Origin of the sequence: Pseudoxanthomonas sp. GW2, from assembly GCF_000283075.1 — a bacterium.
Lineage (GTDB): Bacteria > Pseudomonadota > Gammaproteobacteria > Xanthomonadales > Xanthomonadaceae > Pseudoxanthomonas.
In genome coordinates, this window is record NZ_ALIP01000099.1 from 1 (window position 1) to 13,208 (window position 13,208).

Annotated in this window: 11 protein-coding genes; 7 read left to right on the forward strand and 4 right to left on the reverse strand. The window is 73.3% G+C overall.

The window, feature by feature from the left end:
- Nucleotides 1-5: 5 nt before the first annotated feature.
- On the reverse strand, nucleotides 6-1,337 hold the full coding sequence (locus B351_RS16415) for an FUSC family protein (protein ID WP_019398437.1): 1,332 nt from the start codon (nucleotides 1,335-1,337) through the stop codon (nucleotides 6-8).
- A 54-nt stretch (nucleotides 1,338-1,391) separates the two neighbouring features.
- Here B351_RS16415 and B351_RS0107525 point away from each other — a divergent pair, with 54 nt between their 5' ends.
- The 6 genes from B351_RS0107525 (at nucleotide 1,392) to B351_RS0107550 (ending at nucleotide 8,754) form a co-directional block, all read left to right on the forward strand.
- A complete protein-coding gene (locus tag B351_RS0107525; RefSeq protein WP_019398438.1) occupies nucleotides 1,392-1,790 on the forward strand; it encodes an MAPEG family protein in 399 nt (132 codons plus the stop codon).
- An 83-nt stretch (nucleotides 1,791-1,873) separates the two neighbouring features.
- A complete protein-coding gene (locus B351_RS0107530; protein WP_019398439.1) occupies nucleotides 1,874-3,058 on the forward strand; it encodes a hypothetical protein in 1,185 nt (394 codons plus the stop codon).
- A 174-nt stretch (nucleotides 3,059-3,232) separates the two neighbouring features.
- Nucleotides 3,233-5,077: a DEAD/DEAH box helicase gene (locus tag B351_RS0107535; protein WP_026010484.1), complete on the forward strand. Its 1,845-nt coding sequence runs from the start codon at nucleotides 3,233-3,235 to the stop codon at nucleotides 5,075-5,077.
- A 179-nt stretch (nucleotides 5,078-5,256) separates the two neighbouring features.
- The gene (locus B351_RS16420) at nucleotides 5,257-6,864 is read left to right on the forward strand and encodes a GGDEF domain-containing protein (RefSeq protein ID WP_050992157.1); all 1,608 of its coding nucleotides are present in this window, start codon (nucleotides 5,257-5,259) and stop codon (nucleotides 6,862-6,864) included.
- Between the two features lie 64 nt (nucleotides 6,865-6,928).
- Nucleotides 6,929-7,657: a pseudouridine synthase gene (locus B351_RS0107545; RefSeq protein WP_019398441.1), complete on the forward strand. Its 729-nt coding sequence runs from the start codon at nucleotides 6,929-6,931 to the stop codon at nucleotides 7,655-7,657.
- A 5-nt stretch (nucleotides 7,658-7,662) separates the two neighbouring features.
- On the forward strand, nucleotides 7,663-8,754 hold the full coding sequence (locus B351_RS0107550) for a diguanylate cyclase (RefSeq protein WP_026010485.1): 1,092 nt from the start codon (nucleotides 7,663-7,665) through the stop codon (nucleotides 8,752-8,754).
- Between the two features lies 1 nt (nucleotide 8,755).
- Here B351_RS0107550 and B351_RS0107555 read toward each other — a convergent pair whose 3' ends face one another.
- From B351_RS0107555 to B351_RS0107565, 3 genes are read right to left on the reverse strand one after another with little or no spacing between them, the layout of a single operon-like run.
- Nucleotides 8,756-9,697: a DMT family transporter gene (locus B351_RS0107555; RefSeq protein ID WP_026010486.1), complete on the reverse strand. Its 942-nt coding sequence runs from the start codon at nucleotides 9,695-9,697 to the stop codon at nucleotides 8,756-8,758.
- A gap of 46 nt (nucleotides 9,698-9,743) precedes the next feature.
- Complete coding sequence (locus B351_RS0107560) at nucleotides 9,744-10,397, reverse strand: DUF2238 domain-containing protein (RefSeq protein WP_019398444.1); 654 nt, start codon at nucleotides 10,395-10,397, stop codon at nucleotides 9,744-9,746.
- 57 nt (nucleotides 10,398-10,454) lie between these two features.
- Nucleotides 10,455-11,291, reverse strand: coding sequence for a DUF72 domain-containing protein (locus B351_RS0107565; protein ID WP_019398445.1), 837 nt, complete (start codon nucleotides 11,289-11,291; stop codon nucleotides 10,455-10,457).
- 141 nt (nucleotides 11,292-11,432) lie between these two features.
- Between B351_RS0107565 and B351_RS0107570 the strand changes: the two genes are divergently transcribed.
- Nucleotides 11,433-13,058, forward strand: coding sequence for a serine hydrolase (locus B351_RS0107570; RefSeq protein WP_019398446.1), 1,626 nt, complete (start codon nucleotides 11,433-11,435; stop codon nucleotides 13,056-13,058).
- The last annotated feature ends 150 nt before the right edge of the window (nucleotides 13,059-13,208 follow it).

Here is a 13,208-nt window from a genome sequence, read left to right on the forward strand (position 1 = left end):
AAGTTCTACTTATGGGGTGTCTGCGGATCGGGGAAGCTTACGTGGCCGCCGCTGGCGATGGTCAGCGCCGCGCTGGTGATGAACACCACCGCCAGCGCGTAGTTGCGGACCACCACCATCTCGATGGTGAACTGCAGCGCCATCACCGTCAGCACCAGCCATGGCCCGGTCGGATGCAGCCAGAGGATGGCGCCGGCCAGGGCGAGGCCGGCCAAGGTGCCGAGGGCGCGCTCGAGGCTGCGTTGCAGGGTGCGCGGCCAGGTCAGGCCCTGGTGCAGCATCAGCAGGGCCGCGGCCACCGCCCAGTACGCGCGCTCCAGGTCCAGGGCGCCGGCGACCAGGCCGGCGGCAAGGCAGGCGATGCCGATGCGCAGCAGCTGGCGGCGCGGGTTGGAGCCGGGTGCCAGGCCTTCGCGCAGCAGGGTCCAGGAGCGCGGGTAACCGTGCGGCACGGTGCCGGCCGGCAGCGTGCGCGGACGCCGGATCGCTTCCTGCTGGACCTCCTCGCCCAGCTGGACGGCGTGCCGCAGGAGTTGTGCGCGGCGTTCGGCCGGCAGGTCGGGGTCGTGGCTGGCCGCGAAGGTCTGGTGCAGCTCGCGGTTGATCCCGCGCAGCCGGGCCAGCTCGCCGTTCGGGCGCGCCGGGATCGGCTGGAAGCCCACCAGCATCTGCCAGCTGTCGTAGAGGGCCTGGGCCGCACGCCGGCGGGCGCGTGGATGCCCGTTGGCGTCGGCGGAGATCGCCGCGGCCACCGCGCGGGCGGCGGCAAGCACCGCGCGCCGCTCTGGCTTGCGTGGATGCAGCAGGATGCCGACGGTGTGCAGCAGCCAGGCACCCATGCCGCCGCCCAGCACCAGCAGGCCGGCCTGCCAGGGCGGCAGGTGGGCGGCCGGGATCGCGGTGCTGGCGGCACAGGCGAGCACGAACAGGTAGGCGCCGGCCGGGCCGATGCGCATGGCGTTGCACAGCCAGGTCGCGAACATCGCCACCAGGGCCAGTGCCGGCAGGATGGCCCAGGCATGCGGCTGCAGCCACAGCCCGAACATCGCCGCCACGGCGAAGCCCAGCGCCACCGCTGCCAGGGCGATGGCGCGGGCGGCATAGGGACGGTCGCCGCAGTACAGGGCGGCGAAGCCACCGATGGTGGCCATCATACCGGCCGCCGTATCCCCGGCCAGCCAGCCGGCGAGGACCGGGATGCCCATGGCCAGGGCGGCGCGCAGCGAGAAACCGAGCCGGCCAGGCGGCAGCGGGCGCACGTGGCGGATCTCGCGCAGCAGGCCTTGCGGCCCGGGGGAAGGAGGCTCCGGGACCGGGGGCAGGCGCGCGTTCGACATGCGCATATCGTAGCCCCAACGCCGTTGCTAACCTGTGGGCCTACATCACAGGAGGTGGCCGTGGGCATCGAGATCCATTATCTGGGCTGGTCGGTGGTGCTGGGCGTGGCGCAGTTGCTGCTGGCCGGCATGCTGGTGACCCGCCAGCGCGGGGTCGAATGGAATACCGGGCCGCGCGATGCCGATCCGGGTCCGCTCCCGCCCAGGGCCGGGCGCGCCGACCGCGCGTTCCGCAACTTCATGGAGACCTTCCCGTTCTTCGCCGCCGCGGTGCTGGCGGTGGTCGCCACCGGCCAGGCCGATGCCTGGACCGCGCTCGGGGTGCAGCTCTATTTCTGGGCGCGCGTGGTGTACGTGCCGCTGTACGTGTACGGCGTGCGCTACCTGCGTTCGCTGGCATGGGGCGTCTCGATGGCCGGCCTGCTGCTGGTGCTGCTGCCGCTGTTGCGCTGAACCGTTCGTCGACGTTCATCGACGGTTGTCCGGCGCGGCCGGGCACCGCCTAGACTGGGTGCATGCAAGCCGACCGTCCTTCCATGTCCAAGACCTCGCGCCGAATCCTGTCCGTGGTCCTGCTGCTGGCCGCGGCCATTGGGGTGCTGGTCGCCTGCCAGCGTTTCGTGGCCGATGAGGAAGAGGTCCAGACCCAGCCGGTGGCCTCGCCGGAAGAGGGTGGCGCGGTCAGCCGCGATCCGATGCCCGAAGAGGCCATGTCGGTGGAGGCATTGCCGCAGGGCCAGGCCGCCGAGCCCGAGGGCGAGGTGGACTGGACGCCGCGCGAGCTGTCCGGCCAGGCCTGGATCAGCTGCAGCCTGGACTACCGCGAGGGCGACGGCGCGGCGCTGGCCTCGCTGGAGCGCGAAGCGCTGCGCGAGGGCGTCGAGGCCTGCCGCGAAGGGCAGGTCGTGCGCGTGCGCTATACCGGCAAGATCAGCCCCGAGTTCACCGCCCTGGTGCAGCGGGTCACGGTGACCGCCGACGAGCTGGGCATCGTCCACCGCGTGCTGGACCTGGACTCCACCGGCGGCCAGGTCGAGGACGCGATCCGCGCTGGCGACTGGATCGGCAACCACCACTGGACCCTGTGGGTGCGCGAGGACTCGGTCTGCCACAGCGCCTGCGTGTTCGTGCTGGCCGGCGGCGACAGTCGGGTGCTGGCCGGGCGGGTGGGCATCCACCGCATCATCCGCCTCAGCTCCACCGCCACCAGCCGCCAGGAGCTCAACACCGAGCTGCAGGCGGTGTACGGGACCGTGCGCGCCTACCTGGAACGCAACGGCGCCTCGCCGCTGCTGGCCGACGTGATGAAGACCGTGCCCAACCGCAGCCTGCGCCTGCTCAACCAGGACGAACTGGCGGCCTACGGCCTGGACGGCAACAACGCCGCCCAGGACGACCTGGACCGGATGCGGCTGCTGGCCAAGTGCGGCGACGACTTCATGCAGCGGCGCGACCGCTGGATCCGCGCGTTCGAGGAGCGCTGCCGCGGCGAGCGCGAGGTGTACGCGCGCAATGCCTGCGGCCTGGAGCTGCGCCGCGGGCTTGGTTTCCCCGACGACACCTGCCCGGCGGAGAGCCCGCTGGCCGAGTTCAACGCGGTGGAAGTGGTGCTGCTGGACGCCGAGTCCACCGCCGGCGAACCGGACGGCGAGGGTGCCAGCGAGGCGGCCGCTGCCAGCGCGCCGGCCGGCGCGGCCACCGGGGTTGCCGGCGGCGGCTGAGGCTTCCCGCCACCGGGCTTCGCGGCCGGTACACGGCGGCCCGGCGCATGATGGGGCTGAATGGACGGCCCGTCCGAATCCCGCCGTGGGGCGACAAACCCCGCGTTGCAGCGCACAATGGCGAACTTTCATGTGTCCCCGCCGCGCCTCCAGGCGCCGCCGCCGGAGTCCCGGATGTCTTCCCCCGCCCAAGAAACCCCTGCCGCGCCGAGCTTCGGCGAACTCGGCCTGCCGCAGCCGTTGCTGGCTGCCCTGACCGAAGTCGGCTACGAAACCCCCTCGCCGATCCAGGCCGCCACCATCCCCGCGCTGCTGTCCGGCCGCGACGTGCTGGGCACCGCCCAGACCGGTACCGGCAAGACCGCGGCCTTCGCCCTGCCGATCCTGGCCCGGCTGGACCTGGCCCAGGCCAGGCCGCAGGCGCTGGTGCTGGCGCCGACCCGCGAACTGGCCATCCAGGTCGCCGAGGCGTTCCAGCGCTACGCGGCGAAGATGCCCGGCTTCCAGGTGCTGCCGATCTACGGCGGCCAGGGCTACGGCCCGCAGCTGCACGCGCTGCGCCGCGGCGTGCACGTGGTGGTCGGCACCCCCGGGCGCATCATCGACCATCTCGAGCGCGGCTCGCTGGACCTGTCGGCCCTGCGCGCGCTGGTGCTGGACGAGGCCGACGAGATGCTGCGCATGGGCTTCATCGACGACGTCGAGGCGGTGCTGCAGAAGACCCCGCCGCAGCGCCAGGTGGCGCTGTTCTCGGCGACCATGCCGCCGCCGATCCGGCGCATCGCCCAGACCTACCTGCGCGATCCGGTCGAGGTGACCATCGCGGCCAAGACCACCACCTCGGCCAACATCCGCCAGCGCTACTGGTTCGTCAGCGGCCTGCACAAGCTCGACGCCCTGACCCGGATCCTGGAGGCCGAGCCTTACGACGCGATGATCGTGTTCGCGCGCACCAAGGCCGCCACCGAGGAGCTGGCCAACAAGCTGCAGGCGCGCGGCGTGGCCGCCGCGGCGATCAACGGCGACATGCAGCAGCAGCAGCGCGAGCGCACCATCCAGCAGCTCAAGGACGGCCGCCTGGACGTGCTGGTGGCCACCGACGTGGCCGCGCGCGGCCTGGACGTGGAGCGCATCAGCCACGTCCTCAACTACGACATCCCCTACGACACCGAGAGCTACGTCCACCGCATCGGCCGCACCGGCCGCGCCGGGCGCAGCGGCGAGGCGATCCTGTTCGTCACCCCGCGCGAGAAGGGCATGCTGCGCGCGATCGAGCGCGCCACCCGGCAGCCGATCGAGGAGATGCGCCTGCCGACCGTGCAGGCGGTCAACGATCGCCGCGTGGCGCGCTTCTTCGAGCGCATCGGCGGGGCGCTGCAGGCCGGCGGCCTGGAGGAATACCGCGCGCTGGTCGACCGCTATGCGACCGAGCACGACGTGGGCGCGGCCGAGATCGCCGCCGCCCTGGCGCGCCTGCTGCAGGGCGACGTGCCGCTGCTGCTGGAGGCCCGCGACGAGCCGGCCCCGCGCGAGCCGCGCCCGGCCCGCGAGCCGCGCGCGTTCGAGGAGCGCGAGCGTGGCCCGCGTCCGCCGCGCGGCCGCGACGACGACTTCGCCCCGCGCGCCCCGCGCGCGCCCAAGCCGCCGCGCGAGGCGCCGCAGCCGGGCATGGAGACCTACCGGGTCGAGGTCGGGCACGTGCACGGGGTCAAGCCGGGCAACATCGTCGGCGCGATCGCCAACGAGGCCGGGCTGGAGGCGCGCTACATCGGCCGCATCGACATCCACGAGGACCATTCGATCCTCGACCTGCCGGCCGGCATGCCGCCGGAGATCATGGGCGTGCTGCAGAAGGCCTGGGTGGTCGGGCAGCAGCTGCGCATCAGCCGCTGGGATGGCAGCCATGCGCCGTCGCCCAACGCGCCGCCGGCGCGCGGGCGTTTCCGCCCGACCGGGACGCGCCCCGCACCGCGCGGCCCGAAACCGCACCGCAAGGGACCGCCGCGCCCGCGTTCCTGACCGGCGCGGGGCCGGCCCCGGGGGAGGCTGATGGCGGTCACAAAAGCAACAATCCCAAAGGATGATCCAGGCCCGTGGGTGACCGTGGCCGCGCTCCGTATCATGGGCGGGTGAAACCGCAACGGAGCAGACCGGGCCGCGCGCGGCTCCATCCATGGACCTGGCCCAGGGTCGGCTTGATGGTGCTCGCGTTGCTGGCGATCGCGGTGGTGGTCGCCAATGCCTTCGGCCGCATCCAGCGCTGGCCGCCGACCGCCCACCTGGTGACCGGCCAGCCCACCCAGGAACAGCCCCGCACCCGCGATTGCCCCGCCGACGCCCCGGTGCCGCCGGCGCGGGCGGTGGTGCATCCGCCGCCGGGCGGCTGGCCCGGCGTGCCGCAGGCGGGGAGCGTGTTCAACGTGTTCGCCGGCGAGGTGCGCCTGGAGTACGGCGGGCACCGGGTGTGCGGGCTGATGCACGACGCCCGCACCCGCGATTCCCGCTTCCGCGCGGGCGTGGGCATGGTGATCGTGCCGCAGGCCGGTAACCAGGACCCGGTGATCGTGTACTGGCAGCCGGCACTCAAGCCCGGCTGGATCCCGACCATCCGCATCGGCGCGCCCAGCGAGGTGCAGCACGTGGACACCCTGCGCCTGGTGGTGCGCACCGCGTGCCTGGCGGTGGCCCTGGTGCTGGCGGCCACGGCGCTGATGGCCTATCCCGGCGCGCGCGACTGGACCTTCCTCGGCTATGCGGCGCTGTGCGGCCTGTCGGTGGTCTGGCAGGCGGTGCTCAGCGGCCTCAGCGGCTACCCGGAACCCTGGCTGCCGGTGGCCGGGCACGAGCCGCGCTGGTTCGTGGGCCTGTCCAGCATGGGCCTGGGCGCGGTGCTGTGCGGCATGTGGCTGCTGGTGGCCGGCCCCGGCCTCCCGCCGGGCGTGCGCCGGCGCATGGTCCTGGCCACCGCCGGCACCTGGATCGCCGCCAGCCTCACCGCGCTGCTGGCTCCGCTGGCGTGGCTGGAGCCGCTGGCGGTCGGGGTCGAGCTGGCGTTCCGCATGGTCTACCTGCTGATCCTGGGCTGGGCCCTGCACCGGCTGTGGCGGCAGCGCCCGGGGGTGCTGCCGGCGCTGGCGGGGATGCTGCCGTTCGCCCTGATCGCGCTGCTGGAGCTGGCCGGCAGCCGCCTGCTGATCGAGTACCGGGTCGAGGTGATCCAGCTGGCGGTCACCTGGTTCCTGGCGGTGAGCGCCTACGCCCTCAACCTGCGCCTGGGCCGCCTGCGCCGCCAGCGCGACGAGATGCAGCAGCTGGCCGAGACCGACCCGCTGACCGGCCTGCCCAACCGCCGCGCCGGCCTGCGCCGGCTGGGCGAGATGTTCGCCGTCGCCCGCGAGGACGGCACGGCGCTGAGCGTGGCCTTCATCGACATCGACCACTTCAAGGCGATCAACGACGACCACGGCCACGAGGCCGGCGACCGGGTGCTGGTGGCGGTGGCGCAGGCGCTGCGGGCCACGGTGCGCGGTGCCTCCGAGGCGGCGCGCATGGGCGGCGAGGAGTTCCTGATGCTGCTGCCGGGCGTGGCCGCGGACTCGGCGGTGCAGCGCATGCATGCCCTGCGCGTGCGCCTGGCCGCCACCGCGCGCGAGCTGGGCCTGGAGGGGCTGTCGCTGACCGCCAGCATCGGCGTGGCCACCCTGCGCGACGGCGATGCCGATGCCGCGGCGTTGCTGCGCCGGGCCGACCAGGCCATGTACGCGGCCAAGCGCGGCGGGCGCGACCAGGTCCAGCTGGCCGGCTGAGCCGTTCCCGACCACGGGGAGCGCGCGACGCAGCGCGGCGGCGGCCGGAAGCGGATAATGGGCCATGACCGAAGACGCCGCCCGCCTCAACAAGTACATCGCCGCCACCGGCTTCTGTTCCCGCCGCGAGGCCGACCGCCTGGTCGCCGCGCGCCGGGTGACCGTCAACGGCCAGCCGGCCGGCGTCGGCGTCGTGGTCGGCGAGGGCGACGAAGTCCGCGTGGACGGCCAGCCGCTGAAGCTGCGCGCCGCCAGGCCGGGCAAGCGCCGCCACGTCTACATCGCCCTGAACAAGCCGGTGGGCATCACCTGTACCACCGAGAGCTCGGTCAAGGGCAATATCGTGGACCTCGTGGGGCACGAGCAGCGGATCTTCCCGATCGGCCGCCTGGACAAGGATTCGGAAGGCCTGATCCTGATGACCAGCAACGGCGACATCGTCAACGAGATCCTGCGCGCCGAGAACGGGCACGAGAAGGAGTACCTGGTGGCGGTGAACAAGCCGGTGACCGACGAGTTCCTGCGCGGCATGGCCCGCGGCGTGCCGGTGCACGGGCAGATGACCCTGCCGTGCCGCACCAGCCGGATCGCCAAGTTCGGCTTCCGCATCGTGCTGCGCCAGGGCCTGAACCGGCAGATCCGGCTGATGTCAGCCGCGTTCGGCTACCGCGTCACCCAGCTGCGGCGGGTGCGCATCGACAACGTCAGGCTCGGCGCACTCAAGCCCGGGCAGTGGCGCAACCTGACCCCGGAGGAACTGCGCGGCCTGCTCCCGCAGTTCGACAACTGGTGAAGACCATGCAGCCGGCAACAGCACCAGCGCCGCGTCCGCCGCGGCCGGGCAACGAAGCCGAACGGCTGGCGGCGCTGCGCGCCACCCGCCTGCTCGACACCCCGCGCGAGCAGGCGTTCGACGACCTGGTGGCGCTGGCCTCGGCGATCACCGGCGCGCCGATGGCGGCGGTCTCGCTGATCGACGCCGAGCGCCAGTGGTTCAAGGCGCGCACCGGCTTCGACGCCTGCGAGACCCCGCGCGACGCCGCCTTTTGCGCGCACACCATCCTCGAGCCGCAGCGCATGCTGGTGGTGGAGGACGCCACCCGCGACCCGCGCTTTGCCGCCAACCCGCTGGTCACCGGCGGCCTGCACATCCGCTTCTACGCCGGGGTGCCGCTGCTGGATGCCGAAGGCCACGCCCTGGGCAGCCTGTGCGTGTTCGACAGCCGCCCGCGGGTACTGGGCGAGGAGGGTGCGGAGGCGCTGCGCGCGCTGGCGCGCCAGGCCGGCTTCCTGATCGAACTGCGCCGCACCACCGAGGCGCTGAACCTGTACGTGCGCGAATGCGCCTGGTACGAGCAGCAGCTGCTGCACTACTCGCAGCTGCTGGAGGCGCAGAACGCCGACCTGGCCGAGCAGACCCGTACCGACCCGCTGACCGGGCTGCGCAACCGCCGAGGCTACGGCGAGGCACTGCGCGCGGCGGTGGAGCGGGCGGGGCGCGAGGGCACGCCGCTGTCGCTGGCGGGGCTGGACCTGGACCACTTCAAATCGATCAACGACACCTACGGCCACGCCGCCGGCGACCGCGTGCTGGTCCAGGTCGGCCACGCGCTGGGCGAGCGGATGCAGGGCGTGGGCGTGGCGGCGCGGTATGGCGGCGAGGAGTTCGCGCTGCTGCTGCCGGGCCTGGACCTGGGGCAGGCGCGCGCGCATTGCGAGAGCCTGGTCCGCGCGGTGGCGGTGGTGGAGGGCGGCGGCGGGGTGACCGCCAGCATCGGCGTGGCGCAGTGGCGCCCCGGCGAGGAGCCGGGGCAGGCGGTGGCCCGCGCCGACGCGGCCATGTACCGCGCCAAGGTCGGCGGCCGCGCGCGGGTGGAAGTGGCCGACTGAATCAGTCCACCAGCTGGCGCGCGGCGTCCGCCGCCGGCGCGCTCGCCGCCGGGCGCCGGCGCGACAGCAGCGGGTCCAGGAACACCGCGGCCAGGACGATGGCCACGCCCAGGTAGAACTGCAGGCTCAGCTCGCGCTGCTCGCCCAGCAGCAGCGCCGCCAGCACGATCGCGTACACCGGCTCGAGGTTGGTCACCAGCTGCACCGCGTAGGCGCTGAGCCGGCGCAGCGCCACCAGCGCCAGCGCGAACGGCAGCAGGGTGCAGGCCAGCGCCAGGACCAGCAGCAGGATGCCGTCGCGCAGGCCCGGCAGGGCCAGCAGCCGGCCGGCGAACTCCGGCGCCAGCAGCGGCATCAGCGGCGCCAGCGCGCCCAGCACCAGGGTGCCGGCGCCCAGTTCCAGCGCGGTGACGGTCAGCGGATCGGCATGCTCGACCAGGCGCTTGTTGAGCGAGCCGAACACCGCCACCAGCAGCGCCGAGAGCGCGCCCACCGCCACGCCGGCGCGCATGCCGTCCGGCACGCCACCGACCACCAGGGCCACGCCCGGCAGCACCGCCACGCCCAGCACCAGCTCGCGCGGGCGGAACGGGCGCCGCGCCACCCAGGGCTCGATCACCGCGGTGAACACCGGCGCCAGGGCGATGCAGGTGGCCGCCACCGAGGCATTGGCCAGCTTGATCGCGCCGTAGAAGGTCAGCCAGTGCAGGGCCACCAGCACGCCGACGCCGGCGTAGCCGGCCACCAGCCGCGGCGGCATTGCGCGCAGCCCGCGCCATACGCGCGGCAGCAGGGCCAGGGCGGCGACCACCAGCAGCATGCGCCACCACACCAGGGGCAGCGCGGGCAGCGCGATCAGCTTGCCGAGGATGGCGGTGAAGCCCCACAGCAGGACGCAGAAGTGGACCTGCAGCAGGGCGCGGGTGTGGGGGTTCATCGGCATGGCGCATTATCGCCCGCGGCGGGGCCGCCGGCGCGCGTCCATGGGCTCAGCGCCGCGGCGACAGCCAGCCGGCCAGGCCCAGCGCCGTGACCGACAAGGCCGCGCCCAGGGTGGCCAGCAGCATGTCCTTCTGCGCGTCCCACTCGTCGCCCTGGGTGCCCAGGTAGGCCTGGCCCAGGTCGCCGCCGAACATGCTGGCGGCCAGCCACTCGAAGATCTCGAACAACAGCGCGTGGGACATCACGAAGCTCACCGGCAGCACGTAGCGCCATGCCCCGCGCGGCGGCGCCACCCGGTCCAGCAGCTCGACGCAGGCCGGGGCCAGCAGCAGGCCGTAGCCGAAGTGCACCAGGCGGTCGTAGGTATTGCGCTGGAAGCCGAACAGGGCATCGACCGAGAAGCCGAAGTGGTCGCGGAAGAACGCGTCGTACGGCACCTCGGCATAGGTGTAGTGCGCGCCGATGGCGTGCAGCACGCCGAACACGAACAGGCCGATGCAGCTGGGCCAGGCCAGCGGCATGCGCCGCCACAGCACCGGCAGCAGCGCCACCGCGGCCACCACCAGCACGTTCTCCAGGGCCCAGTCCTCGCGGTAGCTGGGATTGATGGCCAGGGCGGTCCAGATCGCCGCGTAGGCGGCGAGCAGGGCCAGGGCATGGCGGGTGGGAACGGGACGGCGTACGGATGCGGGCGCGCTCATGGGCGCGCATCCTCGCACGGACCGCCGCGGCCGGGCAGGGGCCGGCGACGGGCGGGCTCAGGCCGCGGACAGGCGCTGCAGCAAGGCCATGGCCGCGGCCGGGTTGCGCTCCTTGGCCGCGGCGATGAAGAACACGAACACCTCGCGCGGCTTCGCGGGCGGCAGCGGCGGACCGACGTGCGCCAGGCCCGCCGGATCCTCGCCGGCATGCCAGGCGCGGGCCCGTGCGGCCCAGGCGTCCAGCTCCGCGTCCGCATAGCCCTGCGCCAGCCCGGCGCGCGCCTGCATCACCCGCGCGTAGACGAAGTCGGCGGTGATGTCGGCGAAGGACGGGTGCTCGTCGGAGGCGGCCGCGACCAGGGCGATGTTGTGCCGGCGCAGCAGGGCCAGCAGCTCCGGGGTGAAGGCCGCGGGGTCGCGCAGTTCCAGCGCGTGGCGCAGGCGCAGGCCGCCCACCTCCGGCGGCAGCAGGGCGACGAAGTCGGCCAGCGCCTCCAGCGACGGGCTTTGGCCGCGGTCGAACTGCCACAGGATGGCGCCGAGGCGGTCGCCCAGGGTGGCGATGCCGCCGGCGAAGTCCTGCACCTGCGCGCCGGTGCCGGCCAGGCGGCGGCTGGCCATGATCCGCTTCGGCGCCTTGGCGGTGAACACGAAGCCTGGCGGGGTCTCGTCGCGCCAGCGGGCGTAGGTCTCCGGTTTCTGCGCGCCGTAGTAGGTGCCGTTGATCTCGATCGCGGTGACGTGGCGGCTGGCGTATTCCAGCTCGCGCCGCTGCACCAGCTTCTCCGGGTAGAACACGCCGCCGCGCCACGGCGCATAGGTCCAGCCGCCGATGCCGACGCGGATGCGCGGCTGGCCGGAAGCGGCGGGGGCGGGATCGAACAGGTCGGACATGGCGGTGGCCGGGGGGGAGCGGATGTCGATCGTAGCCGACCCAGCGCGCGGGTCCTGCATCGGCCACGCCCCGACTTCCGACACTCGGGCGCGCACGGCGGCTGCGCCTAGAATCGGCGCACACCCATACCGGAGCTGCCCATGGCCCTGCGCCCTTCGTCCCTGTGCCTGTCCTGCCTGCTCGCGCTGGGCCTGGTGCCGTTGGCACCGGCCGTGGCGCAGGAGCCGGCCGCCACCACCGCTCCGGCGCAGGCCGCGCTGGATCCGGCCCAGCTTGGCGCCTGGGTGGAAGCGGCGCGCGAGCGCTTCGAGGTGCCGGGTATCGCCGTGGCGGTGGTCAAGGATGGCCAGGTGATGTTCGAGGGCGGCTGGGGCGTGCGCGAGCTGGGCCAGCCCGATCCGGTGGATGCCCACACCCTGTTCGCCATCGCCTCCAACACCAAGGCCTTCACCGCCGCCTCGCTGGCGATGCTGGCCGACGAGGGCAAGCTGTCGCTGGAAGACCGGGTGGTCGAGCACCTGCCGGAGTTCCGCATGGCCGATCCCTACGTCACCGCGCAGATGCGCGTGCGCGACCTGCTGACCCACCGCAGCGGCCTGGGCCTGGGCGCCGGCGACCTGCTGTTCTGGCCGGGCAGCGACTACAGCACCGAGGAAGTGGTGGCGCGCCTGAAGGACGTGCCGCTGGCAAGCAGCTTCCGCGAGCGCTATGCCTACGACAACATCCTGTACGCCGCGGCCACCCTACTGATCGAGCGGGTCTCCGGCCAGTCCTACGCGCAGTTCCTGCAGCAGCGCTTCTTCGACCCGCTGGGGATGGCCGGGACGCGCTTCAACGCCGACGCCCTGCGTCCCGGCGACCGCGCCGCCAGCGGCCATGCCAAGGCCGACTTCACCACCCTGCGCCCGACCTTCCCGCTCACCTGGCACAACGCCGCCGGCGCCGGTGGCATCTACTCCAGCGTGCACGACATGGCGCGCTGGATGAACGCGCAGCTGGCCGGCGGCCGCTACACCGATGCCGAGGGCCGGGAGCAGCGGCTGTTCTCCGAGCGCCGGCACAAGTCGATGTGGACGCTGCACACGCCGATCAACATCCCCGAGCCGGCGGTGCCGGAACTGGCCGCGTCCAGGCCGGACTTCCTCGGCTACGGCGAGGGCTGGATGCTGTCGACCTACCGCGGCGAGAAGCTGGTGTGGCACACCGGCGGCTGGCCCGGCATGGTCTCGCGGGTGACCCTGGTGCCGGGGCGCAACCTGGGCGTGGTGGTGCTGACCAACCAGGAATCCGGCGGCGCGTTCAACGCCGTCACCCTGCACGTGCTCGACGCCTTCCTGCAGCCGGCCGAACGGGTCGACTGGGTGGCGGCCTATGCCGCGGCGGCGGAAAAGTCGAAGGCCCGCGCCGACGAGGCCTGGGCCAAGCGCGTGGCCGCGCGCGACAAGCGCTCCAAGCCCTCGCTGCCGCTGTCCGGCTACGCCGCGACCTACCGCGATGCCTGGTACGGCGACGTCGAGGTGAAGCAGGAGAACGGGCGCCTGCTGATGCGCTTCACCCGCAGCCCGCTGCTGGTGGGCGAGCTGCAGCACTGGCAGCACGACACCTTCCTGGTGAAGTGGCGCGAGCGCACGCTCAACGGCGATGCCTTCGTCACCTTCCACCTGGATCCGGACGGCAAGGTGCGCGAGGCGCGGATGGAGGCGGCCTCGGACCTGACCGACTTCAGCTTCGACTTCCAGGACCTGGTGCTGAAGCCGGTGGAGTAAGCCCCCGCCAGGGCAGTGCCGGCTCCAGGCACATTCGGCCATGGCTTCGGCTGGCATGGCAGGCGCGTCAGCCCGGACGCGCTGCGCGTATCCGGGCTGCGCATGCGTCCCGTCGCTCCGGCCAATGCCGGGACGACGGCGGCTCCCGCG